Annotated in this window: 21 protein-coding genes; 13 read left to right on the top strand and 8 right to left on the bottom strand. The window is 65.3% G+C overall.

Going from position 1 to position 24,862, the window contains the following annotated elements; genetic code table 11:
- Position 1: 1 nt before the first annotated feature.
- Genes U1H99_RS26175 through U1H99_RS26165 form a run of 3 tightly spaced genes read left to right on the top strand, consistent with a single transcriptional unit; the run spans position 2 to position 3,119 of the window.
- Positions 2 to 784, top strand: coding sequence for an APH(3') family aminoglycoside O-phosphotransferase (locus tag U1H99_RS26175; RefSeq protein ID WP_323144606.1), 783 nt, complete (start codon positions 2 to 4; stop codon positions 782 to 784).
- 14 nt (positions 785 to 798) lie between these two features.
- A complete protein-coding gene (locus U1H99_RS26170; protein ID WP_323144605.1) occupies positions 799 to 1,728 on the top strand; it encodes a 3-hydroxyacyl-CoA dehydrogenase family protein in 930 nt (309 codons plus the stop codon).
- Positions 1,716 to 3,119 (top strand): GntP family permease, encoded by a 1,404-nt coding sequence (locus tag U1H99_RS26165; protein WP_323144604.1) that lies wholly within the window; start codon positions 1,716 to 1,718, stop codon positions 3,117 to 3,119. The genes U1H99_RS26170 and U1H99_RS26165 overlap by 13 nt, the downstream gene beginning before the upstream one ends.
- A 13-nt stretch (positions 3,120 to 3,132) precedes the next feature.
- Here U1H99_RS26165 and rapZ read toward each other — a convergent pair whose 3' ends face one another.
- The 5 genes from rapZ to ilvA form a co-directional block, all read right to left on the bottom strand.
- Complete coding sequence (gene rapZ, locus U1H99_RS26160) at positions 3,133 to 4,008, bottom strand: RNase adapter RapZ (RefSeq protein ID WP_323144603.1); 876 nt, start codon at positions 4,006 to 4,008, stop codon at positions 3,133 to 3,135.
- A gap of 147 nt (positions 4,009 to 4,155) precedes the next feature.
- Positions 4,156 to 5,091, bottom strand: a complete 936-nt coding sequence (gene hprK, locus U1H99_RS26155) for an HPr(Ser) kinase/phosphatase (protein ID WP_141835319.1) — start codon at positions 5,089 to 5,091, stop codon at positions 4,156 to 4,158.
- Positions 5,092 to 5,100: 9 nt separating this feature from the next.
- Positions 5,101 to 5,583: a PTS sugar transporter subunit IIA gene (locus tag U1H99_RS26150; protein WP_141835316.1), complete on the bottom strand. Its 483-nt coding sequence runs from the start codon at positions 5,581 to 5,583 to the stop codon at positions 5,101 to 5,103.
- Between the two features lie 368 nt (positions 5,584 to 5,951).
- Positions 5,952 to 6,782 carry an NADPH-dependent 7-cyano-7-deazaguanine reductase QueF gene (gene queF / locus U1H99_RS26145; protein WP_323144602.1) on the bottom strand — a complete coding sequence of 277 codons (831 nt, stop codon included), beginning with the start codon at positions 6,780 to 6,782 and terminating at the stop codon, positions 5,952 to 5,954.
- Positions 6,783 to 6,891: 109 nt separating this feature from the next.
- On the bottom strand, positions 6,892 to 8,532 hold the full coding sequence (gene ilvA / locus U1H99_RS26140) for a threonine ammonia-lyase, biosynthetic (protein ID WP_323144601.1): 1,641 nt from the start codon (positions 8,530 to 8,532) through the stop codon (positions 6,892 to 6,894).
- 92 nt (positions 8,533 to 8,624) lie between these two features.
- Between ilvA and U1H99_RS26135 the strand changes: the two genes are divergently transcribed.
- From U1H99_RS26135 to U1H99_RS26120, 4 genes are all read left to right on the top strand, one after another.
- Positions 8,625 to 9,128: a YqaA family protein gene (locus U1H99_RS26135; RefSeq protein ID WP_323144600.1), complete on the top strand. Its 504-nt coding sequence runs from the start codon at positions 8,625 to 8,627 to the stop codon at positions 9,126 to 9,128.
- 211 nt (positions 9,129 to 9,339) lie between these two features.
- Positions 9,340 to 13,338 carry a DUF3683 domain-containing protein gene (locus tag U1H99_RS26130; protein WP_323144599.1) on the top strand — a complete coding sequence of 1,333 codons (3,999 nt, stop codon included), beginning with the start codon at positions 9,340 to 9,342 and terminating at the stop codon, positions 13,336 to 13,338.
- Positions 13,335 to 13,766, top strand: coding sequence for an HIT family protein (locus U1H99_RS26125; RefSeq protein WP_323144598.1), 432 nt, complete (start codon positions 13,335 to 13,337; stop codon positions 13,764 to 13,766). Before U1H99_RS26130 ends, U1H99_RS26125 begins: the two co-directional genes overlap by 4 nt.
- A gap of 155 nt (positions 13,767 to 13,921) precedes the next feature.
- A complete protein-coding gene (locus U1H99_RS26120; RefSeq protein ID WP_323144597.1) occupies positions 13,922 to 14,350 on the top strand; it encodes a gamma-butyrobetaine hydroxylase family protein in 429 nt (142 codons plus the stop codon).
- A gap of 127 nt (positions 14,351 to 14,477) precedes the next feature.
- Here the strand turns inward: U1H99_RS26120 and U1H99_RS26115 are convergent, their stop codons facing one another.
- The 3 genes from U1H99_RS26115 to U1H99_RS26105 form a co-directional block, all read right to left on the bottom strand.
- On the bottom strand, positions 14,478 to 14,681 hold the full coding sequence (locus tag U1H99_RS26115; protein ID WP_141835296.1) for a cold-shock protein: 204 nt from the start codon (positions 14,679 to 14,681) through the stop codon (positions 14,478 to 14,480).
- 200 nt (positions 14,682 to 14,881) lie between these two features.
- Positions 14,882 to 15,820 carry a sulfonate ABC transporter substrate-binding protein gene (locus tag U1H99_RS26110; RefSeq protein ID WP_323144596.1) on the bottom strand — a complete coding sequence of 313 codons (939 nt, stop codon included), beginning with the start codon at positions 15,818 to 15,820 and terminating at the stop codon, positions 14,882 to 14,884.
- Between the two features lie 25 nt (positions 15,821 to 15,845).
- Positions 15,846 to 16,913 carry a LacI family DNA-binding transcriptional regulator gene (locus tag U1H99_RS26105; RefSeq protein WP_323144595.1) on the bottom strand — a complete coding sequence of 356 codons (1,068 nt, stop codon included), beginning with the start codon at positions 16,911 to 16,913 and terminating at the stop codon, positions 15,846 to 15,848.
- Positions 16,914 to 17,062: 149 nt separating this feature from the next.
- Between U1H99_RS26105 and U1H99_RS26100 the strand changes: the two genes are divergently transcribed.
- From U1H99_RS26100 to ubiB, 6 genes are all read left to right on the top strand, one after another.
- Positions 17,063 to 19,330, top strand: a complete 2,268-nt coding sequence (locus U1H99_RS26100; protein WP_323144594.1) for a TonB-dependent receptor — start codon at positions 17,063 to 17,065, stop codon at positions 19,328 to 19,330.
- Between the two features lies 1 nt (position 19,331).
- The gene (locus tag U1H99_RS26095) at positions 19,332 to 20,594 is read left to right on the top strand and encodes an LLM class flavin-dependent oxidoreductase (RefSeq protein WP_323144593.1); all 1,263 of its coding nucleotides are present in this window, start codon (positions 19,332 to 19,334) and stop codon (positions 20,592 to 20,594) included.
- A 71-nt stretch (positions 20,595 to 20,665) separates the two neighbouring features.
- Positions 20,666 to 21,400 carry a bifunctional demethylmenaquinone methyltransferase/2-methoxy-6-polyprenyl-1,4-benzoquinol methylase UbiE gene (gene ubiE, locus U1H99_RS26090; RefSeq protein WP_323144592.1) on the top strand — a complete coding sequence of 245 codons (735 nt, stop codon included), beginning with the start codon at positions 20,666 to 20,668 and terminating at the stop codon, positions 21,398 to 21,400.
- 4 nt (positions 21,401 to 21,404) lie between these two features.
- A complete protein-coding gene (locus U1H99_RS26085; protein WP_323144591.1) occupies positions 21,405 to 22,385 on the top strand; it encodes a Tim44 domain-containing protein in 981 nt (326 codons plus the stop codon).
- Between the two features lie 117 nt (positions 22,386 to 22,502).
- Positions 22,503 to 23,186: a ubiquinone biosynthesis accessory factor UbiJ gene (locus tag U1H99_RS26080; protein ID WP_323144590.1), complete on the top strand. Its 684-nt coding sequence runs from the start codon at positions 22,503 to 22,505 to the stop codon at positions 23,184 to 23,186.
- The gene (gene ubiB / locus U1H99_RS26075) at positions 23,186 to 24,751 is read left to right on the top strand and encodes a ubiquinone biosynthesis regulatory protein kinase UbiB (RefSeq protein WP_323144589.1); all 1,566 of its coding nucleotides are present in this window, start codon (positions 23,186 to 23,188) and stop codon (positions 24,749 to 24,751) included. The genes U1H99_RS26080 and ubiB overlap by 1 nt, the downstream gene beginning before the upstream one ends.
- Positions 24,752 to 24,862 lie beyond the last annotated feature (111 nt).

Raw genomic sequence — 24,862 nt, 5'->3', positions numbered from 1 at the left:
CGTGGACTCCACCTTACTTCAGCCGCCGGCCGGCTGGCGCGCACGCCTGCAGGGCTACCGCTGGACCGAAGCGCTCGCGGGCTGTTCGGCAGCGTCGGTGTTCCGGCTCGATGCGCCCGGCCAGCCGTCGCTGTACCTCAAGACCGAACCGGCCGGGCTGCTGGCCGAACTGCCGGGCGAAGCCGAACGCCTGCGCTGGCTGGCCGCCGCCGGCATCCCCTGCGCGCCGGTACGCGAGTGGGCGGAAGAGGCAGGGCAGTACTGGATGCTGCTGGGCGAACTGCCCGGACGCAACCTGGAAGACGCCGCGTTTGACCCCGCGATCAAAGTGCGCCTGATGGCTGAGGCGCTGCGCCGCCTGCATGCGCTGGACCCCGCCGGCTGCCCGTTCGCCCACCGCGCCGCGCAGCGCATCGGCCTTGCTGGCGCGCGCCTGCAGGCCGGTCTGGTCGACGCGGACGACCTCGACGAGGCGCATCGCGACCTGGCGCCGGCCGACCTGTTCGCGCGCCTGCAGGCGCAGGCCCCGGCGCGCGAGGACCTGGTGGTCACGCACGGCGACGCCTGCCTGACGAACCTGATCGTGCAGGATGCTGACGTGGCAGGCTGGATCGACTGCGGACGCCTCGGCGTGGCCGACCGCTGGCAAGACCTGGCGCTGGCCACGCGCGACATCAGAGAGGTGCTGGGACCCGAGTGGGTCGCGCCTTTCCTGCGCGCGTACGGTACGCAGCCCGACCCGGCGCGCACGGCCTTCTACCGCCTGCTGGACGAGTTTTTCTGAGAGGAGCAAGACATATGGCATACGAAGAAATCGTCGGCGTGGCCGGCGGCGGCCTGATGGGCGTCGGCATCGCTACCAAGTTCGCGCTGGCCGGCCACGCGGTGGTGGTGGTGGAGTCCAGCGCGGAGCGCGCCGCCGGCATCCCGGCCGTGGCGGCCGGCATCCTGGCCGAGCTGCTGGACGCCGGCGTCATTGACAGGGCAGGGCGCGATGGCGCACTGGCGCGCCTGCGCGTCGCCGGCACACTCGATGCGCTGGCCGGCGCCGCCCTCGTGATCGAGGCGATCCCCGAGGTGCTGGCGGCCAAGCACGCGCTGTATGCGCAGCTGGAAGCCGTGCTGGCGCCGGATGCCATCATCGCCAGCAACACCAGCGGTTTTCCGCCGGACGCCCTGGCCGCACACATGCAGCGGCGCGCACGCTTTCTGGTCGCCCACTTCTGGAATCCGCCGCATGCGATCCCGCTGGTCGAGGTGGTGCCGGGCAGCGCCACCGACGCCGCCGTGGTCGACCGCAGCGTGCGGCTGCTGGCGGGCATCGAGGCCGAACCGGTGGTGCTGCAGGCCGCGATCCCGGGCTTCATCGGCAACCGCCTGCAATTCGCCGTGCTGCGCGAAGCCCTGCACATCGTGCGCTCGGGTGCGGCCACGCCGGCGACCGTGGACGCCGTGATGAAAGCCTGCCTCGGACGCCGCTACAGCATCATGGGGCCGTTCGAAAGCGCCGACCTGGGCGGCCTGCACACCCTGGCGGGGATCGGCGCCAACCTGATGCCCGCACTGGCCAAGGACGAGGACGTGCTCGACCTGATGCGTGACCACGTGGACAAGGGCGAGCGCGGCGCCGCCAGCGGCCAGGGCTTCTACACCTGGGACGACGACCGCATCGCGGACCTGAAGGCGCGCCGCCTGCGCCAGCTGAAGGAGACCGCATGTCGTTCTTGATCGTCCTTGCCGCCCTGGCGTTCCTGATGCTGGCCGCCTACCGCGGCTACAGCGTCATTTTGTTCGCCCCGATCGCCGCGCTCGGCGCGGTGCTGCTTACCGAGCCCTCGGCCGTGGCGCCGGTATTCTCCGGCATCTTCATGGAAAAGATGGTCGGCTTCCTGAAGCTGTACTTCCCGGTCTTCATGCTCGGCGCCGTGTTCGGCAAGGTGATCGAGATGTCGGGCTTTTCGAAATCGATCGTGCAGGCGGCGATCCGCTACATCGGCCGCTCGCGTGCGAATGCCGTGATCGTCGCCGTGTGCGCGCTGCTGACCTACGGCGGGGTGTCGCTGTTCGTGGTGGTGTTCGCTGTGTACCCGTTCGCGGCCGAGCTTTACCGGCAGAGCAACATCCCCAAGCGCCTGATGCCGGGCGCGCTCGCCCTCGGCGCCTTTTCGTTCACGATGGATTCGCTGCCGGGCACCCCGCAGATCCAGAACATCATTCCGACCACCTTCTTCAAGACCACCGGCTGGGCCGCGCCGGTGCTGGGCACGATCGGTTCGCTGTTCATCATCGTGGTCGGCCTGGCCTACCTGGAATGGCGCCGCCGCGCCGCGATGGCCAGCGGCGAAGGGTATGGCACGTCGCTGGCCAACGAGCCGCAGGCGATGGACACCGAGGCCCTGCCGCATCCGGCCATCGCCATCCTGCCGCTGATCCTGGTGGGCGTGGCCAACTTCGTGTTCACGCGCATGATCCCGGTCTGGTACGGCAGCGATGCCTACACGGTGCCGGCGTCGGTGCTGCCGGGCGTGCATGCGCCGGTGACCGCGACCGTGAAGACCGTGGTCGCGATCTGGGCGGTCGAAGCGGCGCTGCTGCTGGGGATCGTGCTGGTGGTCTTGAGCGCGTTCCGCCGCATCAGCAAGACGTTCGCCGATGGCTCCAAGACCGCCGTCGGCGGCGCGCTGCTGGCGGCGATGAACACGGCGTCGGAGTATGGCTTCGGCGGCGTGATCGCCGCGCTGCCCGGCTTCATCGTCGTCAGCGACGCCTTGAAGGGGATCCCGAATCCGCTGGTGAATGCGGCGGTGTCGGTCAGTTCGCTGGCCGGCATCACCGGTTCAGCCTCGGGCGGCATGAGCATCGCGCTGGCCGCCATGTCCGACCTGTTCATCCGCGGCGCCGAGGCCGCCCAGATTCCGATGGAAGTGCTGCACCGGGTAGTGTCGATGGCCAGCGGCGGCATGGACACGCTGCCGCACAACGGGGCGGTGATCACGCTGCTGGCGGTGACCGGGTTGACGCACCGCGAGTCTTACCGCGAGATTTTTGCGGTGACGATCATCAAGACGCTGGCGGTGTTCTTCGTGATCGGGGTGTTCTACCTGACCGGGTGGGTGTGAGCAGGGCAGCGTTTCAGCTCAACCCGTGGTGCTGCTCGCGATGCCGCACCACCACCCGCTCGGTATCGCCGAAGTAGGCGCCCAGGCGTTCGGCCATGTACACCGAGCGGTGCTGGCCGCCGGTGCAGCCGACCGCCACCGTCAGGTAGCTGCGGTTGTCCCGCTTGAACGATGGCAGCCACTTGGCGACGAAGGCGCGGATGTCGGACAGCAGTTCGACCGCCTGCGGCTGGGCGTCGAGGAAAGCGATCACGGGCGCGTCCTTGCCGGTCAGCGGGCGCAGTGCGAGGTCGTAATACGGGTTCGGCACCGCGCGCACGTCGAATACGAAGTCGGCGTCCAGCGGCACGCCGTGCTTGAAGGCGAAGGATTCGAAGTACAGCGTCAACGGCGCGTACTCGATCTCGGTCAGTTCCTTGACCCAGGCGCGCAGCTTGTTGGCCGACAGTTCCGAGGTGTCGATCACGTGGCCCAGCTTTTCGATCGGCAGCAGGCGCTCGCGCTCTTCCAGGATGCATTCGATCAGGGTGCGGCGCGACGACGGGTTTGCGCCCGGACGCAGTTCGTGCGACAGCGGATGGCTGCGCCGCGTTTCCGAGAAGCGCGCCACCAGCGAATGGGTGCTGGCGGTCAGGAAGATCACGCGCACTTCATGGTCTTCGCTGCGCAGCGACTGGACCGTCGACGGCAGTTCCGCCAGCGATTCGGCGCTGCGCGCATCGACCGCGACGGCAACGCACTTGTTCTTGTCGCCGTCGATGGTCTTGACCAGCGCCGGCAGCAGGGCAGGAGGCAGGTTGTCGACGCAATAATAACCCGCGTCTTCGAGGACGTTCAGGGCCACGGATTTGCCGGAGCCCGAGATACCGGTGAGGAGGACGATGCGCATGCGGCAATGATACCGCAGTTAGAGCGCCTAACAAATCCTCCATGGCTGCGTTGCATCTTCTCGCCGCGCATTGGCCGACCCGGCGTACTGTCTTCGACGCTGCGTCGGCAGGCCGCATCCCTTGCCCTGGAGGTTTGTTAGACCCTCTCAGTCACTGCTCATCGCCTGCCTTTGCCGCTCCATGAACTCCTGCAGCGTATCGATGCCGCGCAGTTGCAGGATGGTATTGCGCACCGCGGCCTCGAGCAGCACCGCGATGTTGCGGCCGGCCGCGACCGGGATCACGACCTTGCGGATCGGCAGGCCCAGCACGTCCTCGGTCGGGAAATGGAAGGGCAGGCGTTCCACTTCCTCGTCCAGCGCACCTCGCTTGACCAGGTGCACGATCAGCTTCAGACGCATCTTGCGGCGCACCGCGGTCTCGCCAAAGATCGCCTTGATGTCGAGCAAGCCAAGGCCACGCACTTCGAGCAGGTTCTGCAGCAGCGGCGGGCAGCGGCCCTCGATCATATTGGGCGCGATGCGCGAGAATTCCACGGCATCGTCGGCCACCAGGCCGTGCGAGCGCGAGATCAGTTCCAGGCCCAGCTCGCTCTTGCCGAGGCCGGAATCGCCGGTGATCAGCACGCCGACGCCGAGCACGTCCATGAACACGCCATGCATGATCACGCGCTGCGCCAGTTTCTTGGATAAATAGACGCGCAGGAAGTCGATCACCTGCGCCGCCGGCAGCGGCGTCGAGAACAGCGGAATGTTCTGCTCGTCGCAGATGGCGAGGATATCGGGCGGCGTGTCCAGGCCCTGGGCGATGATCAAGGCCGGCGGGCCGCCCGCGATCAGCTCGCCGATCACGTGGCTGCGCGAACCGGATTTCAGGCGCTGGTAATAGTTCAGCTCCTGGTGGCCGAACACCTGGATGCGGCCCGGGTGGATCAGGTTCAGGTGCCCGACCTGGTCGGCGGCCGAGACGGCGTCGCCCGAGATCAGGCGTTCGCCGCCCGGGAAACCGGCGAACCAGCCCAGTTGCAGCGTGTCGCGGTTATCGTCGTACAGCCTTTGGATGGTCAGCGGTGTCTGCAACATAGGCACGTATCAGCCCAGCGCTTGCAGGCTCGGCTGCCAGTTGATGATGCGTTCATGCACCGATCGCGGGTCCATATCGGTGGCCAGCGCCGTGCGGATCGCCTCGTCGGAGAACAGCTCGGCGATCTCCGACAGGATTTCCAGGTGCTGCTGAGTCACGTGGTCGGGAATCAGGAGGAAGAACAACAGCTTGACCGGTTGCCCGTCCGGCGATTCGAACGGGATCGGTTCGACCAGGCGCACGAAGGCGGCCAGCGGTGCCTTCAGGCTCTTGCTGCCCTTGATGCGTCCGTGCGGGACGGCTACGCCATGGCCCAGACCGGTGGAACCGAGGCGCTCGCGCGCAAACAGGTTCTCCGAGACGGTCGAGCGGGCAATGCCGCAGTTGTTTTCGAAAATCAGGCCAGCCTGTTCAAAGGCGCGTTTCTTGCTGGAGACTTCCAGGTCGAGCTGGACGTTTTCGAGCGAGAGGATTTTGCTTAAGTTAGTCATAACACGCTTCGATATTGCGGTGCACCACAAGTGCTTGCGAGCGGGAATTATAGGCCTGTTTTATGGCCGTGTAATTCGATTTCGCACTGGGTTGATCGGGTGTTTCAACCACGCCGTATACGGTAATCAGCGGGCATCGTAGCCAACAAAAGGCCGTACGCAATTTCCTAAACGAAACTGAGGATTTCGCGCAAAAAATACTTACACCGGGACGGTTTCGCCAATTTTTCTAGCGGAAAAAATGCCGCCATGAAATATAGAGATGCCGCACCGGGTTGCCGAAACAGCCATGGAAGCAGCCGCTTCGTGTCGCCGGAAACGGACAATATATGGTGTCGATTGTCCGGCGTAACAGGTGGTGTAGCGAATTATTGACGCGCGGTGCGCAAATTCGATGGTTTGCCGGTGCTGAAGTTGGCGCGCCACGGGTTGATATCGAGGCCGCCGCGCCGGGTGTAGCGGGCATACACCGACAATTTGCTCGGCTTACACTGGCGCAAGATATCGATAAAAATGCGCTCCACGCACTGCTCGTGGAATTCGTTGTGCTCGCGGAAGCCGATCAGGTAGCGCAGCAGGCTTTCCTGGTCGATTTGCGGACCGACATAATGGATTTGCACGCTGCCCCAGTCGGGCTGGCCGGTGACCAGGCAATTCGATTTCAGCAGATGCGAGACCAGGGTTTCTTCGACCGTGGCTTCTTCAAAATTAGCTTTGAGCAACTCTGGCGCCGGGCTGTAATTATCAACCTCGATATCCAGGCGGTCCAGCAGCAAGCCGTCCAGCTCGCCCATTTTGAGCTTGCCGAAATCCTCGGCCGGGGTCAGCGCCACGTGCACCGGCGCGCCGAAGGCATTCGACAGGTCTTCGCGCAGCAGGGCCAGCAGGGCTTCGTGATTGGCCAGGCGGGTCTGGTTAAAGGAATTCAGGTAAAGCTTGAACGATTTCGACTCGACGATATGCGGCGAATCGGCCGGCGCGCTGATCGTTGCGATTGCGACCTGCGGCTTGCCGCGCATGTTCAGCCACGACAGCTCATAGGCATTCCAGATGTCGACGCCGAAGAAGGGCAGCGTGCCGCTCAGGCCGAGCTCGTCACGTTTTTGCTGGCGCGGGATGGGAAACAGCAGCTCGGGTGCGTACTGGGTCTGGTAGGCCGAGGTTTTGCCGAGCGGCGATTGATCGGGTGTATTGGTCATGGTCCTGTCTCGATGTGCCGGGAACGCTCCGGATGCCGGCCCGGCGGCGGCAAAGCGGCGTATCGTACACCTTTCCGCCGCCATGCGGGCGCATGCGTTACACGCGTCGTTACAGGAACAGCTTGTAGACCGGATTCGCGCTCTCGTCCCAATGGCGGTAGCCGAGCGTCGCCAGGAATTGCCGGAACTCATCCATCTCACCGGCCGGCACTTGCAGCCCGACCAGGATGCGTCCCACGTCGCCGCCCTGGTTGCGATAGTGGAACAGCGAGATATTCCAGTTCGGCGCCATGCTGTCCAGGAAACGCATCAGCGCGCCCGGGCGTTCCGGGAATTCGAAGCGGTACAGCAACTCGTCGTTTGCCAGCGGGCTCTTGCCGCCGACCAGGTGGCGGACGTGCTGCTTGGCCAGTTCGTCGTGCGTCAGGTCGAGCGTGCGGAAGCCGTGCTCCTCGAAAGTACGTCCGACCATGCCGGACTCGCTGCGGTTCCCCACCTGCACGCCCACGAACACGTGGGCTTCGCGCGCGTCGCTGATGCGGTAGATGAACTCGGTCACGTTGCGCGGGCCGACCAGGCCGCAGAAGCGCTTGAAGCTGCCGCGCTGCTCGGGAATCGTCACCGCGAACACGGCTTCGCGCGCTTCGCCCACCTCGGCGCGCTCGGCCACGAAGCGCAGGCGGTCGAAATTCATGTTGGCGCCGCAGGCCACCGCCACCAGCGTCTCGTTCTTCACCGGCTGGCGCGACATCTGCGCGCGTTCCACATAGGCCTTGGCGCCGGCGACGGCCAGCGCGCCGGCCGGTTCCAGGATGCTGCGCGTGTCCTGGAACACGTCCTGGATCGCGGCGCAGATGGCGTCGGTGTCGACGATGATCACCTCGTCCACGACTTCCTTGGCGATGCGGAAGGTTTCCTCGCCCACCAGGCGCACCGCGGTGCCGTCCGAGAACAGGCCGACGTCGGGCAGGGTGACGCGCTCGCCGGCCTTCAGGCTCTTGGCCATGGCATCCGAATCGATGGTCTGCACGCCGATGATCTTGATGTCCGGCCGCACCGCTTTCACATAGGCGCCGACGCCGGCCACCAGCCCGCCACCGCCGATCGCGACAAAGATCGCGTGGATCGGACCGGCATGCTGGCGCAGGATCTCCATGCCGATCGTGCCCTGGCCGGCGATCACGTCGGGATCGTCGAACGGATGCACGAAGGTCAGCTTCTGCTCGCGTTCCAGGCTCAGCGCGTGGTTGTATGCATCGGTATACGAATCGCCGTGCAGCACGATCTCGACGTTGGCGCCGCCGCGCGCCTTGACCGCATTGATCTTCACAGGCGGCGTGGTGGTCGGCATCACGATCAGCGCACGGCAGCCGAGGCGGCTGGCCGACAGCGCGACGCCCTGCGCATGGTTGCCGGCCGAGGCGCAGATCACACCGCGCTTGAGCTGCTCGGACGACAGGTGCGCCATCTTGTTGTAGGCGCCACGCAGCTTGAACGAAAACACGCTCTGCATGTCCTCGCGCTTGAAATAGATGCGGTTGCCGATGCGCTGCGACAGCGTCGGTGCCAGTTCGAGCGGGGTTTCTTCGGCCACGTCGTAGACGCGCGCGGTCAGGATTTTCTTGAGGTAGTCGGTGGTCATGGCGGATGGTTTCGTTACTGGGTTCCGGGCGACTGGGACTGTCCTGCTTGGCGGATAACCGAGGCTTGTGCAGTACGGCGGGGCGGCGCAGGGATAGGGCGCGCTCAACCGTGTCGTTACGATAAGGTGCGTCTCATTATAATGGACGCGTCCGGACCCGCCTATTTCCAGAAGTTACCACTCACCACTAACCACTATCGATGATCGAATCCGCCGTCCTCTGGCTGCTGAAAATCCTTGCCGCGCCAAGTGTCGGCCTCACGTCGGTCTTCCTGATCAGCTTCGTGTCGGCGACCCTGCTGCCGCTCGGTTCCGAGCCGGCCGTGTTCGCGGTGGTGAAAGCCAACCCGGCGATGTTCTGGCCGGCCATCCTGGTCGCCACCCTCGGCAACACGCTGGGCGGCATCGTCGACTACTGGATCGGCTACCGCGCGAAAGTGGCGTTTGCCAAGGAGCGCAAGTCGCGCTGGTTCCACTGGCTGGCCAAGTATGGCGCCAAGACCATGCTGCTGTCCTGGGTACCGGGCATCGGCGACCCGCTGTGCACGCTGGCGGGATGGCTGCACCTGCCGTTCTGGCCGAGCGTGGGATATATGGCAATCGGCAAGTTCGGACGCTATATCTTCATGACCGCCACGCTGCTGTATGTGCCGGACGGGTGGTGGAAGTGGCTCGGCGACATGAGTAGCCGCATGTTCGGGTAAGGCGCCAAGCGAAGGGATGATGCCTTCACCATCGTCCAGCCGATTTTTCGGCGTAAAAAGCTGGATTTACCAAAAAGAAATTTGTAGCGGGCCGCGGTTTTCCGTTGTTTCTGCTTCGAAAGCCGTTGCCAAATCGCTCGTGGTCCAGCGTGGTGCACCGCATTAAGCTAGAATGGATGTCCTACGCGTCAGTACGCCAGTCGACTTTCCCATGAACGCTCCCGCAAATATCCACGCCCTGCTCGAAGAGAACGCGCCGGCCCGCCTGCGTGAAATCCCCTATAACTACACCTCGTTTTCCGATCGCGAGATCGTGATCCGGCTGCTGGGCGAGTCCTCGTGGCGCCTGCTCGACGAATTGCGCGGTGCGCGCCAGACCGGCCGTTCGGCACGCATGCTGTACGAGGTGCTGGGCGACATCTGGGTGGTGCGCCGCAATCCGTATCTGCAGGACGACATGCTGGACAACCCCAAGCGGCGCGCCAAGCTGATCGAAGCCTTGCACCACCGCCTGGCCGAAGTCGACAAGCGCCGCCTGACGATCGACGCCGGCGAGAACGCCGATGCTGCCCGCAGCAGCGCGGTCGAGCAGCTGCTGGCCGCCGCCCGCAAGGCGGTCGACGACTTCGGCCGCGAATTTTCCGACATGTACGACCTGCGCAAGCGCGCCAAGGCCGTGCTGGGCCGCTATACCGACAAGCGCAACATCCGCTTCGACGGCATGCACCGCACCTCGCACGTGACCGACGCCACCGACTGGCGCGTCGAATACCCGTTCCTGGTCGTGCTGCCGGACACGGAAGACGAGATGGCCGGCCTGGTCAAGGGCTGCATCGAACTCGGCCTGACCATCATCCCGCGCGGCGGCGGCACCGGCTATACCGGCGGCGCGATTCCGCTGTCGCCGATGTCGGCCGTGATCAACACCGAAAAGTTGATCCACATGAGCGAGGTCGAACTGACCCGCCTGCCGGGTGTGGAGCGCGAGTACGCGACCATCTACACCGGCGCCGGCGTGGTCACCCAGCGCGTGTCGCAGGCGGCCGAGAAGGCCGGCTTCGTGTTCGCGGTCGACCCGACCTCGGCGCACGCCTCCTGCATCGGCGGCAACATCGCGATGAACGCGGGCGGCAAGAAGGCCGTCCTGTGGGGCACCGCGCTCGACAACCTGGCCTCGTGGCGCATGGTCGACCCGAACGGCGACTGGCTCGAGGTCACGCGCGTCGACCACAACCTGGGCAAGATCCACGACACCCCGCTCGCGACCTTCAAGCTGGAATGGACGCATCCGTCGGAAAAGGGCGCACCGAAAGGTGAACCCTTCCGCACCGAGACCCTGTCGATCGAAGGCCGCCGCTTCCGCAAGGAAGGCCTGGGCAAGGACGTCACCGACAAGTTCCTGGCCGGCCTGCCGGGCGTGCAGAAAGAGGGCACCGACGGCTTGATCACCTCGGGCCGCTGGATCCTGCACAAGATGCCGAAGTTTACGCGCACCGTGGCGCTGGAATTCTTCGGCCAGGCGCGCGACGCGATCCCGTCGATCGTCGAGATCAAGGATTACCTGGACAGCTTGCCGAAGAGCGGCAAGCCGGAATTCGAGAGCCTGCGCCTGGCCGGCCTCGAACACCTCGACGAGCGTTACCTGCGCGCGGTCGGCTACGCCACCAAATCCAAGCGCGGCACGCTGCCCAAGATGGCGCTGTTCGGCGACATCGTCGGCGACGACGAGAACGCGGTGGCGCTGGCGGCCTCGGAAGTGGTGCGCCTGGCGAACACGCGTGTGGGCGAAGGTTTCGTCGCCGTCAGCCCGGAAGCGCGCAAGAAATTCTGGCTCGACCGCTCGCGCACCGCGGCGATCGCGCGCCACACCAACGCCTTTAAAATCAACGAGGACGTGGTCATCCCGCTGAATCGCATGGGCGAGTACACCGACGGCATCGAGCGCATCAACGTCGAGCTGTCGATCAAGAACAAGCTGCAGCTGGTCGAGGAACTGCACGCCTGGTTCACGGCCGGCCAGCTGGACGTGAGCAAGGGCGACGATGCCACCGGCGAAGGCGTGTCGAAGGAAGAAATCCTGGGCGACCGTCCGCAACAGGCCGACGAGCTGCTGGGGCAGGTCGCCGCGCGCTGGGGCTGGCTGCTGGCCAACCTCGACCAGCCGCTGACCGAGGTGCGCAGCAAGCTGGCCGACTTCGGCCTGTCGACGCTGTACGAAACTTTCGAGCAGCGCGTGTCCCATCAGCCGGGGGCAACCCTGTTCGACGTGGTGCAGGACCATACGGTGCGCGTCTCGTGGAAGAACGACATCCGCGCGCCGCTGCGCCAGATCTTCAACGGCGCGGCCTATAAACCGATCCTGGATGAAGCGACCGCCATCCACAAGCGCGTGCTGCGTTCGCGCGTGTTCGTGGCGCTGCACATGCACGCCGGCGACGGCAACGTGCACACCAACCTGCCGGTGAACTCGGACGATTACGCGATGCTGCAGGACGCCCATAAAGCCGTCGAGCGCATCATGAAACTGGCGCGTTCGCTGGACGGCGTGATCTCGGGCGAGCACGGCATCGGCATCACCAAACTGGAATTCCTGACCGACGACGAGATCCGCGAATTCCGCGAGTACAAGCAGCGCGTCGACCCGGAAGGCCGTTTCAACAAGGGCAAGCTGCTGAATACCACCGCGGTGGCGGCCGATCTCACCAACGCCTACACGCCGTCGTTCGGCCTGATGGGCCACGAGTCGCTGATCATGCAGCAGAGCGACATCGGCGAGATCGCCAACAGCATAAAGGACTGCCTGCGCTGCGGCAAGTGCAAGCCAGTGTGCACGACCCACGTGCCGCAATCGAACCTGCTTTACTCGCCGCGCGACAAGATCCTGGCGACGTCCGCCCTGATCGAAGCCTTCCTGTACGAGGAGCAGACCAGGCGCGGTGTGTCGATCCGCCACTGGGAAGAGTTCGAGGACGTGTCCGACCACTGCACCGTGTGCCACAAGTGCGTGACGCCGTGCCCGGTCAACATCGACTTCGGCGACGTCTCGATGAACATGCGTAACCTGCTGCGCAAGATGGACAAGCGCAGCTTCAAGCCGGCCAACCGCGCGGCGATGTTCTTCCTGAACGCGACCGACCCGACGACGATCAACGCCACCCGCAAGGCCATGGTCGATATCGGCTTCAAGGCCCAGCGCCTGGGCAACACGCTGCTGAAGGGCCTGGCGAAAGAGACGACCAAGGCGCCGCCGCCGACCACCGGCAAGCTGCCGGTGCGCGAGCAGGTGATCCACTTCATCAACAAGAAGATGCCGGGCAATCTGCCGAAGAAGACGGCGCGCGCGCTGCTGGACATCGAGGACGACAAGGTCATCCCGATCATCCGCAACCCGAAGGTGACCACGGCCGATACCGAAGCCGTGTTCTACTTCCCGGGCTGCGGCTCGGAGCGCCTGTTCTCGCAGGTCGGCCTGGCCACCCAGGCGATGCTGTGGGAAGTCGGCGTGCAGACCGTGATGCCGCCGGGTTATTTGTGCTGCGGCTACCCGCAACGCGGCGCCGGCCAGTTCGACAAGGCCGACAAGATGGTGACCGATAACCGCGTGCTGTTCCACCGCATGGCCAACACGCTCAATTATCTGGACATCAAGACGGTCGTGGTCTCCTGCGGCACGTGCTACGACTCGCTGGCGGGCTACGAGTTCGAGAAGATCTTCCCGGGCTGCCGCATCATCGACATCCACGAATACCTGCTGGAGAAGGGCGTCAGGCTGGAAGGCGTGAGCGGTACCCGCTACATGTACCACGACCCCTGCCACACGCCGATGAAGCTGCAGGATTCGATGAAGACCGTGAATGCGCTGGTGCAGACCGTCGACAACGTCAAGATCGAGAAGAACGACCGCTGCTGCGGCGAGTCCGGCACCTTTGCCGTGTCGCGCCCGGACATCTCGACCCAGGTCCGCTTCCGTAAGGAGCAGGAAATGGAGAAGGGTGCCGATAAACTGCGCGCCGACGGCTTCGAAGGCGAGGTCAAGATCCTGACCAGCTGCCCGTCCTGCCTGCAGGGCCTGTCGCGCTACAACGAGGATGCCGGCACCACCGCCGACTACATCGTGGTCGAGATGGCCAAGCACCTGTTGGGCGAGAACTGGCTGCCCGAGTACGTCGCCAAGGCCAACAACGGCGGTATCGAAAGGGTGCTGGTATGACCCGGCTCGCCGGCTGCGAACTGTGCGAACTTGCCGTTTCCAAGGTAGTTGACAACGACAAGTTCGCCGTGATCCTGGCGGACGAGCCGAATTACCCGGGTTTCGCGCGCGTGATCTGGAAGGACCATGTGCGCGAAGTGAGCGACCTGCTCGACGCAGACCGCTTGCTGCTGAACGAGGCCGTGTGGCAGCTGGAACTGGCGGTGCGCGAGGTGATGCAGCCCCTGAAAGTGAATGTGGCCAGCCTCGGCAACGTGGTGCCGCATCTGCACTGGCACGTGATTCCGCGCTACGCCGACGACGCCCATTTCCCGGCGCCGGTATGGGCGCAGGCGGTCCGCGCGACCGATGCGGCGGTGCTGGACGCGCGCCGGGCGCTATTGCCGCGATTGGCAGAGGCGATCACACGGCGGTTCGCCAAGCAGTAAAATACGCTTATCTCCACCGTCGCCCCTGCGCAGGCAGGGGCCCAAGTTTGCAAGCGTTTCGGCTGCTTGAACAGAACTTGGGTCCCTGCCTTCGCAGGGACGACGGATCAAATGTTGCGGCAATAATTGATCCGCTATCAGATTCAGACACGACCATGGCCAACCCCACCGAACTCACCGTCCACCAACAATCCAAACGTTTCGACATCGCCTTCGACGACGGTGCCAATTTCTCGATCCCGTTCGAACTGCTGCGCGTCTACTCGCCTTCGGCCGCCGTGCAAGGCCACGGCCCCGGCCAGGAAACGTTGCAAGTCGGCAAGCGTGACGTCGGCATTAAGGCCGTCGAGCCGGTCGGCAACTACGGCGTCAAGCCGCTGTTCACCGATGGCCACGAATCCGGCATCTACACCTGGGATTATCTTTACAAGCTGGGCAAGGAGCAGAAGGAACTCTGGCACGACTACGTGGGCCGCCTGCACGCCGCCGGTTATTTCGGCGACAGCGGCCGTGAGCCGGTGGCCGAGCCGGCCGGCGCCAAGTCGGGCGGCGGTTGCGGCAGCGGCAGCTGCGGTTGCCACTGACGCGCTACGCACCGGACGCGTAAAAATGCGCGTCAAAACGAAAAAAGCGCCGGCACATGATGTGCCCGGCGCTTTTTTCATGCCGGTCGAATGGACCGGCGCTCGGGAGGCAATCCCTGCGGGAGAATTACTGCGGCTGGATGTTCGAAGCCTGCTTGCCTTTCGGGCCGGTGGTCACTTCGAAGCTCACACGCTGGTTCTCTTGCAGCGATTTGAAGCCTTGGGCGTTGATCGCCGAGAAGTGCGCAAACAGGTCTTCGCCACCGCCGTCCGGGGTGATGAAGCCGAAGCCTTTTGCGTCATTGAACCATTTAACAATACCAGTCGCCATTTTTAATTCTCACAAGTGTAGTAGGTTTAAAACTTTGCCACTACGCGTGGAGCATCGGCAAGCGGTGCAAGAACTGCGCTGACAAAGTTAAATTATTATAAAGACAGTTTTGGAGAAATGGTGCACGATTTTTGCGACTTTTTTTCGAGGCTTCATGGAGAAAACAACAGCCGCCCCCGTTAGCCACCCCCTCAGCCGCATCAGGGACGCTTCGGCTTCCAGGTCCAGACATGTCCGGCGATCGTCACCGGGCGCGGAATCACCTTTTCCTTATACAGCAGGTCGGCCACTTTTTGCTGGCTGGCGGCGACGTCGGGCGTGATCGGCATGGTGCCGGCATGGGCGCGGCCCAGCCAGGTGGCGATCACTTCCTTCGGCACGCCGACCTGCGGCGCCATCATCTCGATCATTTCCTTCTGGTGCGTATTGGCCCATTGTCCGGTGGCCGCGAACTGCTCCAGCACCGTCGACAGCGTCGCCGGCGACCGCTCGACCAGCTTGCGCGAGGCCAGGTAGAAGCCGTAGGCCGGCAGCAGGCCGGTGCGGTCGGCGATCACGCGCGGGCGGTACACGTGCTGGGCCGCCGCCAGGTAAGGGTCCCAGATCACCCAGGCGTCGATGGCGCCGGCCTCGAAGGCGGCGCGCGCCTCGGCCGGCGGCAGGTAGGTGGCCTGGATGTCGCGGATGCCCAGTCCCGCCTTTTCCAGCGCCGCCACCAGCAGCAGGTGCGAGCCGGAGCCGCGCTGGAACGCCACCTTTTTGCCGCGCAGGTCGGCCACCGAGCGGATCGGCGAATCGGCCTTCACGATGATGGCTTCGCCGCTGACCGGCGGCGGTTCGGCCGCTACGTAGACCAGGTCGGCGCCGGCGGCCTGCGAAAAGATCGGCGGCGGCGCGCCGGTGCTGCCGAAATCCACGCTGCCGGCGTTCAGCGCTTCCAGCATCTGCGGCCCGGCCGGGAATTCGATCCATTTCACGCTCACGCCCGTGGGTGCCAGCGCGCGTTCGAGCGAACCGTTCTTCTTGATCATCAACGCCAGGCCGCCACCCTTCTGGAAGCCGATACGCACCACGTCGGCCGCCTGGGCCACGGACATCACACCCAGTGCCAGCAGCAGGGCACCCATCACTTTCTTCATGCAGTTCTCCTATCGGTCAATTCGTTCAGACGCTTTCGCGCTCGACCAGCTCGCAGCCGAGCAGGTTCAGGCGTCCGGCATTGCCAGTGCGTTCCGCCTCGGGTTCGATTTCGCCCAGCGCTTCCAGGATGCGGCGCGCGGCCAATTCGCCGATCTCGCGCGCGGGCGGGCGGATCGTCGTCAGGCTGGGCAGCAGCAGGCCTGAAAACGGGTAGTCGCCGAAGCCCATCAGCGCGCACTGGCGCGGCACGTCGATTCCCATGCGCTGCGAGGCGAGCAGGGCGCCGGCGGCGAGGTTGTCGTTGGCGAAGATGATGGCGTCGGCCTTCCTGCGCCCGCGCGTCAGGGTTTCCAGCGCCTCGCGGCCGGCATCGAAAGGCGCCGGCGCGGCAGGCGCGTAGGTCCAGGCCTCCAGTCCGTGTTCGGCCAGCACCGCCGCATAGCCGTCGCGCCGGTCCAGCGCGCTGAAGTCGCCGGCCACGCTGTTCTGCACGAAGGCGATGCGGCGGTAGCCCTTATCGACAAGGTAGCGCGCCGCCTGGATGCCGACCTCGCGGTTCGAGTAGCCGGCCTGGATCGTCTTGCGGCGCGGCGCATAGTCCCAGGTCTCGACCACCGGGATGCCGCTGGCCGCCAGCAGCGCTTCGGTGCCCTTGCTGTGGAAGCGCCCGGTCACCACCAGCGCCGCCGGCGACCAGCCGAGGAAGGCGCGCACCGCGTTCTCTTCCTGCTCCTTCGAAAAATAGCTGGATGCCAGCAGCACCTGGAAGCCGTGCCGGTTCAGGGTGTCGTTGAAGGCCTGGATGGTGGGTGCGAAGATCGGTCCCGAGATGTTCGGCACCACCATGCCGACGATGCGCCCGCGCGCCGAGGCCAGGCCGCCCGCCACCAGGTTCGGCACGTAATTCAGGGCCTTGATGGCGTGCGCGATGCGCTCCCCCAGCGCGCTCGACACCTGGCTGCTGTGCTTCAGGTAGCGCGAAACGGTGATCGAGCCGACGCCGGCCAGGCGCGCCACGTCGTGGATGGTGGCGCGTCCCGAGCCGCGCCGCTTGCGTCCCGTGGGGACGCTGTCGTCTGCTGTGTCGGTCATATTCTCAAAGCGGATATCGATGCGTTTTTTAATTCTTTGACTTCATTTTTGGCTTCACTGACACTCCGATGGTATCGGTACCACGACAAAAAACCAAGCTGGTTTTCCGTGCCGCCGACGCGAATTTCCGCATATAGAACGAGGGATGCATGAAGCACAAAAAGAACATCTGGATCCAGGCCACGGCAGGCACCGGCCTGTTGCTCGGGGCCGCGCTGGCCAGCGCCGGCAATGACGCCGCAGCCGGCATCGCGGCCGATACGGCCGCCGCCACCGAGACCATCGCCGCCACGATTCCGACGGTCACCGTCACCGCCACCCGGCGCGCCGCATCGATCCAGTCGGTGCCGGTGGCCGTGTCCGTGGTCGACGGCGAGCAGCTCGAGCGCAGCAACCGCACCGCCATCGACAGCGTGGTGCAGGAAGTACCGAGCGCCACCTTCCGCCAGCAGGGTGGCAACAAGGATTCAACGATCTTCGTGCGCGGTATCGGTACCATCTCGACCTCGCCCGGGGTCGAGCCGACCGTGTCCACCGTGGTCGACGGCGTCGTGTACGCGCGTCCCGGCCAGGCCACCATCGACCTGCTCGACATCGACCGCATCGAAGTGCTGCGCGGGCCGCAAGGGACCCTGTTCGGCAAGAACGCCTCGTCCGGCGTGCTGAACATCGTCAGCCGCGCGCCGTCCGAACAGGCGCACGGCTTCGTCGACCTGTCGCTGTACCAGCAGGACGAGCGGCGCGTGCGCGCCGGCGTCAGCGGGGCGCTCAAGCCGGGCGTGGCCAAGGCATCGCTGGTCGCCACCTGGGCCGACTACGACGGCAACGTCGACAACGTCCATGCCGGCGGCGGCAGGGTGAACGGCTACGGCCGCAAGGGCGTGCGCGCACGTGTCGACCTGACGCCGAACGCCGATACCGACATCGCGCTGATCGCCGACTGGCTGAAGTCCGATGCCTCGCCGGCGCAGACCGCCTACCGGCAAAGCAGCGCCGACTTCGTGCGCGCCCTGGCGCCGGTGGTGGTCGGCCCGGAAAACCGCGCCATCAACGCCGACATCCCGCCATCGATCCGCGACACCAATAAAGGCGTGTCGGCCCAGGTCAACTGGCGCCACCAGGGATACACCTTCACCTCGATCAGCGCGCTGCGCGACTGGGACAACACCCAGCTTACCTCGACCTCGGCGATCGGCAACAGTCTTGAGCCGGCGCGCGTGACGGCTGCCTATCCGGGCTCGCGCGACATCGGCACGCTGGCGTTCCGCCAGGTGTCGCAGGAACTGCGCGTGGCCTCGCCGCGCGGCCAGTTCTTCGATTACGTGGGCGGCCTGTACTACCTGCACGGCAAGGACGAGGAGGTCTACCAGCGCATCGTCACCACCGCGAACGCTTCCGGCAGCAGAATCGACAGCGGCCGCGCCGACTACGGCGTCACCAGCAACAGCTACGCCGCCTTCGGCGAAGGCACGCTGAACCTGGCCCGCGACTGGCGCGCCATCCTCGGCGCCCGCTGGACCCGCGACGAGCTGTCCTACGGCCATGCACGTAGCTCGACCCAGGCGGTGGCCTTTCCCGGCGTGCAGCCAGCCACCGCCAGCCAGGGCGATACCGCCCGCAACGGCTGGTCGGGCCGCGCCGGCCTGCAGTACGACCTGGCGCCGACCGCCAATTTGTACGCGACCTGGTCGCGCGGCTATAAAGGCCCGGCCTACAACGTATTCTTCAACATGCTGGCGCGCGACACCAATGCGCTCGAGCCCGAAACCTCGAATTCGTACGAGGCCGGCCTCAAGACCTCGGCCTTCGGCCGCCGCCTGACCGTCAACCTGGCCGCCTTCCGCACCGACTACGACAATTACCAGGCCAATTTCTACGACACCGTGGCCGGCGCCGTCGTCACGCGCCTGATCAATGCCGGCAAAGTGTCCACGCGCGGCGTCGAGATCGATGCCGCCGCGCGTCCGACCCCGCAGCTGACCCTGAACGCGGCGCTGGCGTACATCGACGCCCGCATCGACGATTTCACCTGCCCGCCGGCGGCCGCCGCCTCGTGCACCCTGAACGGCAAGACGTTGCCGTTCTCGCCGCGCTTCAAGGGGTTTTTACGCGCCAATTACGCGGTGCCGCTGCCGAACGGGCTGCAGGCCGACTTCAATGCCGACTACAGCTACCAGACCAAGACCCAGTACGACCTGTTCCAGTCGCCGCTGGCGATCCAGGGCGCCTACGGCATCGTCAACGCCGCGGTCGAACTGTCCTCCGGCGAGGGCGGCTGGCGCGTGGCCCTGGTCGGCAAGAACCTGGCCGACCGTTCGCACGCCAGCAACCTGATCGTCAACACCGGCTACGTCAACCGCACCGTGCCGCGCGACGACCGCCGCTACTTCGGCATCACCGCGCGCAAGGAATTCTGATATGTCCCGAGAGCTGCACCTGAGCGCCTTCCTCGGCCCCTACGGCCACCACGTGGCGGCCTGGCGCCATCCGTCGACCGACCTGCGCACGCCGCTGTTCGAGCTGTACCGGCGCCAGGCGCGCATCGCCGAAGACGCCTGCCTGGATGCGATCTTCTTCGCCGATAACGTGGCGCTGACCGGCGCGCCGACGCTCGAGCCGCTGACACTGCTGTCGGCGCTGGCCGCCGGCACCACCCATCTGGGGCTGGTGGCGACGGCCACCACCACGTACAACGAGCCCTACCACCTGGCGCGCAAGTTCGCCTCGCTCGACAGCATCTCGAATGGACGCGCCGGCTGGAACCTGGTCACCTCGGACAACGCCGCGGAAGCCGGCAACTTCGGCCGCGATGAACATGTGGCGCACGCCGAGCGCTATGCGCGGGCGCGCGAGTTCCACGACGTGGTCGATGGGCTGTGGCGCACCTGGGAACGCGATGCGCTGGTCGGCGACAAGGCCGGCGGCGTGCTGTATGACCCGGCGCGCGTGCACCGCCTGGACCATCGCGGCGAGCATTTCGCCGTCGCCGGGCCATTGAACGTGACGCCGAGCCCGCAGGGACGGCCGGTGGTGGTGCAGGCCGGCAGTTCGGACACCGGCCGCGCGCTGGCCGCCGCCACCGCCGACGTCGTATTCACGGCCCAGCCGACGCTGGCATCGGCACAAGCCTTCTACCGCGACATGCAGGAACGCCGCGCACGCGAGGGCAGGGGGCCGTTGCGGATCATGCCCGGCATTTACGCCGTGGTCGGCCGCTCCGCCAGCCACGCCCAGGAAAAGTACCGCGAGCTGCAGGACCTGATCGAACCGAAGGCCGGGCTGGCCCTGCTGGGCCGCATGATCGGCAACTTCGATTTGTCCGGCTATCCGCTCGACGGCCCGCTGCCCCAGCTGCCGCTCACCCAGAACGGCCAGCGCAGCCGCCAGCAACTGCTGACGGCGATCGCCGAGGGCGAGAACCTGAGCATCCGCCAGCTGTACGAGCGCATCGCCGGCGGCCGCGGCCACCTGACCGTGATCGGCACCGGCGAGCAGGTGGCGGACCAGATCCAGGCCTGGTTCGAGGCCGGCGCCTGCGACGGGTTCAACCTGATGGCGCCGCTGTTGCCGGCCGGACTGGAAGATTTTGCGCGCGAGGTGGTGCCGCTATTGCAGCGGCGCGGGCTTTTCCGCAGGGCGTATGCCAGCTCGACCCTGCGCGGGCACCTCGGCCTGGCCTGATGCGCGCTCGCTCATGCATGCCGCTTGTATAATGCAGCAACTAATGTAGCAAAATCAACCGGCACAGCACTATGACCAACACCACCCATTTCGGCTACAAGACCGTTTCCGAGGACGAGAAGGTCCACGAAGTCGCCAAGGTATTCCACTCGGTCGCGTCCAAGTACGACGTGATGAACGACTTGATGTCGGGCGGCCTGCACCGGATCTGGAAGGCGTTCACCATCGCCCAGGCCGGCATCCGTCCCGGCTTCAAGGTGCTCGACATCGCCGGCGGTACCGGCGACCTGTCCAAGGCCTTCGCCAAGCAGGCGGGGCCGAGCGGCGAGGTCTGGCTGACCGACATCAACGAGTCGATGCTGCGTGTCGGCCGCGACCGTCTCTTGAATAATGGCCTGTTGACCCCCACCTTGTTGTGTGACGCAGAAAAATTGCCGTTTCCAGACAATTATTTTGACCGGGTCAGCGTGGCCTTTGGCCTGCGCAACATGACGCACAAGGACCAGGCACTGGCGGAAATGCGCCGCGTGCTGAAGCCGGGCGGCAAGTTGCTGGTGCTGGAGTTCTCGAAAGTGGCCGCGCCGCTGCAGAAGCCCTACGACGTGTATTCGTTCTCGGTGCTGCCATGGCTGGGCCAGCGCATCGCGGGCGATGCCGAGAGCTACCGCTACCTGGCCGAATCGATTCGCATGCATCCCGACCAGGACACGCTGAAATCGATGATGGAAACGGCAGGACTGGATCGGGTGCAGTATTTCAACCTGACGGCGGGTGTGGCCGCATTACACACCGGTATCAAATTCTGAGGGTATGACCATGAAAAAATTCCTGGCCAGCATGTTAATCGCGGTGACGGCCTTGTCGTCGGTGGCCGAGGCGTTCGCACGCCCGGTTGGCGGCGGCCGCTCGATCGGCCGCCAGTCGCAGTCGGTGCGCCAGATGCGCGCCCCGGCGCCGGCCCCGGCACCGTCCTATCAACAACCCCAGCGCCAGGCCGTGCCGCCGGCCGCCGCCGCACAGCGTCCGCAGGTGCCGCAGCAGCGTCCGAGCATGTGGAAGGGCATCCTGGGCGGCGCGCTGCTCGGCCTCGGCCTGGGGGCCCTGTTCTCGCACCTGGGCATCGGCGGTGCCGCAGCCAGCATGCTGTCGTCGATCCTGATGATCGTGCTGCTGGCCCTGGCCGTGATGTTTATCGTACGCATGTTCCGCCGCAAGTCGACCCCAGCTGCGCCGACCTTCTCCGGCTATAACCAGACGCCGGTGCCGGCCACGGGCACGCCGGAAATCGGTTCCGGCCTGAATAACGGCTACCAGCGCGATGCTTACCAGGACAATGCGCAGCCCGGCTACCCGCTCGGCGGCGCCAGTGGCGGCCTCTCGCTCGACAAGGGCGGCAATGCGCACCAGCAATGGGGCGTGCCGGCCGGCTTCGACACCGATGCCTTCCTGCGCCATGCGAAATCCTCGTTCATCCGCATGCAGGCTGCCTGGGACCGCAGCGATACCGCCGACCTGCGCGAATTCACTTCGCCTGAAGTCTATGCCGAGCTGTCGATGCAGATCCAGGAACGCGGCGGCAATGCCGACTTCACCGACGTGGTCTCGATCGATGCCCAGCTGCTCGGCATCGAAACCACCGACCGCGACTACCTGGCGAGCGTGCAGTTCAACGGCATGATGCGCAATGCGCCGAATGCGCCGGCCGAGCCGTTCGTCGAAGTGTGGAACCTGTCCAAGCCGCTGAACGGGAATGGCGGCTGGGTGTTGGCCGGTATCCAGCAAATCACCTGACTTTATTTTGCCGAACCCGGTGCGCGCCGTTCGTGCTGCCGGGTTTGTGCTCCGGTGAACTGGTAAGATCGAAACCGCCCGCATTCCGGGCGGTTTTTCTTTTGTAGATATGAATCCATGTCCCTGACTCCCAATTTGAGCGCACCCGCCGTCGCCACCGTCAACCACCTGCTGGCCCAGGAAGCCTGGGCGCGCGACGCTTTGATGCGCCATGCCGGCAAGACCGCCTGCATTGATACCGGGCACCTGCGCCTGTGCATGCGGGTGACGCGCGATGGCATGCTCGAGACCGCCGAGGCCGATGACGTGCCCAGCGTCACGATCCACGTGAAGCTGAGCGATCTGCCGCTGATCCTGCAGAACAGCGAGCGCGCCTTTTCCTATGTGCGCATCGATGGCGACGCCGAGTTCGCCAACACGATTTCGCAGCTGTCGAAAGGCTTGCGCTGGGATGCCGAGCACGACCTCGAGCGCCTCATCGGTCCGATCGGCGCGGTGCGCCTGGTCGGCGGGGCGCGCGGTGCCGTTGGCGCCGCCACCTCGGCCGGACGGCGCCTGGCCGAGAACGTGGCTGAATTCCTGCTGGAAGAAAAACGCGTGCTGGTGCGTCCGAACCACGTCGACGGCTTTGCCGCCGAGGTCAGCCGCCTGCGCGACGACGTCGAGCGCAGCGCCAAGCGCATCGCCAAGCTCGAACAACAACTGGACCAGAAGCTGCAGCGCAATGCCGCTTCCGCACCCCCGGCGTTGCCCGCTCCCGCGGCCGTGCCACTGCTCCCCGAACCGAAGTCGAATTCCTGATGATCCTGAAATTCCTGCGCCTGCTGAAGATCCTGACCGTTGCCACCCGTTACGGCCTGGATGAGATCGCCATGTCCGGGTTGCGCGTGCCGCGCACCACGCGCCTGCTGAATACCGTCTTTTTCTGGCGCCGGATCACATCGCCGCGTGCGATCCGCCTGCGCCTGGCGCTGGAAGAACTGGGGCCAATCTTCGTCAAGTTCGGCCAGGTGCTGTCCACCCGTCCCGACCTGATGCCGCCGGATATCGTGGCCGAGCTGTCGCTGCTGCAGGATCGCGTGCCGCCATTCCCGTCCGAGCAGGCGATCGCCCAGATCACGCGCTCGCTGGGCGCCCATCCGGACGAACTGTTCGCCACCTTCGAACACACCCCGGTGGCCTCGGCCTCGATCGCGCAGGTGCACTTTGCCACGCTGAAGGATGGCAGGCAGGTGGCGGTGAAGGTGTTGCGTCCGGGTATGAATGCCACCATCGGCGAAGACCTGGCACTGATGCAGACGGCGGCGCGCCTGATCGAACGGGTGTGGCCGGACAGCCGCCGCCTGAAGCCGCGCGAAGTCGTCGCGGAGTTCGACAAATACCTGCACGACGAGCTCGACCTGATGCGCGAGGCGGCGAACGCCAGCCAGCTGCGCCGCAATTTCGCCAACTCGACCCTGCTGATGGTCCCGGAAATGCACTGGGATTACTGCACCAGCAACGTGATCGTGATGGAGCGCATGAACGGCATCCCGATCTCGCAGATCGACCGCCTGGCCGCTGCCGGCGTGGACCTCAAAAAGCTGTCGAGCGACGGCGTCGAGATTTTCTTTACCCAGGTCTTCCGCGACGGCTTTTTCCATGCGGACATGCACCCTGGGAACATCCTGGTCTCGATCGACGAGGCGACCTTCGGGCGCTATATCGCGCTCGACTTCGGCATCGTCGGCACCCTGAACGATTTCGACAAGGATTACCTGTCACAGAACTTTCTGGCCTTCTTCCGGCGCGACTACAAGCGGGTGGCCGAAGCCCACATCGAATCCGGCTGGGCACCGCGCGACACCCGCGTCGACGAGCTGGAAGCGGCGGTGCGCGCCACCTGCGAGCCGATCTTCGACCGTCCGCTGAAAGATATTTCTTTTGGCCAGGTGCTGCTGCGCCTGTTCCAGACCTCGCGCCGCTTCAACGTCGAGGTGCAGCCGCAGCTGGTGCTGCTGCAAAAGACCATGCTCAACATCGAAGGCCTGGGGCGCCAGCTCGATCCCGATCTGGACCTGTGGAAGACCGCAAAGCCCTACCTGGAGCGCTGGATGGCCGAGCAGGTCGGCTGGCGCGGCATGGTCGAGCGCCTGAAGGCCGAGGCGCCGCGCTTCGCCCAGATCTTCCCCCAACTGCCGCGCCTGGCGCATCAGGTGCTGGACCGCAAGGCCCATCCCGTGGCCGACATCAGCGAATTGCTGGCCGAAGTGCTGAAGGCGCAGCGCCGCATGAATCGCCTGATGACGGTCGTGGTGTGCGTCGCCAGTGCGGCGGCGCTGTATGCGGCGGCGATGCACATCATGGCCAATTGGCACATTGCTTGAGGCGGAAAAAAGAAAGGCCCGCATTGCGGGCCTGATTTGAAGTCGTTCTTTTATGGCTTTGCGGCGCACCGGCAGGACCGGCTGCGCAAACTTCTGTTTCTTGGTTCAGCT

Origin of the sequence: Massilia phyllosphaerae (assembly GCF_034659755.1) — a bacterium.
Lineage (GTDB): Bacteria > Pseudomonadota > Gammaproteobacteria > Burkholderiales > Burkholderiaceae_D > Telluria > Telluria phyllosphaerae.
The sequence above is the reverse complement of the archived record's forward strand: the minus strand, read 5'-3'. Positions and strand labels throughout refer to the sequence as shown.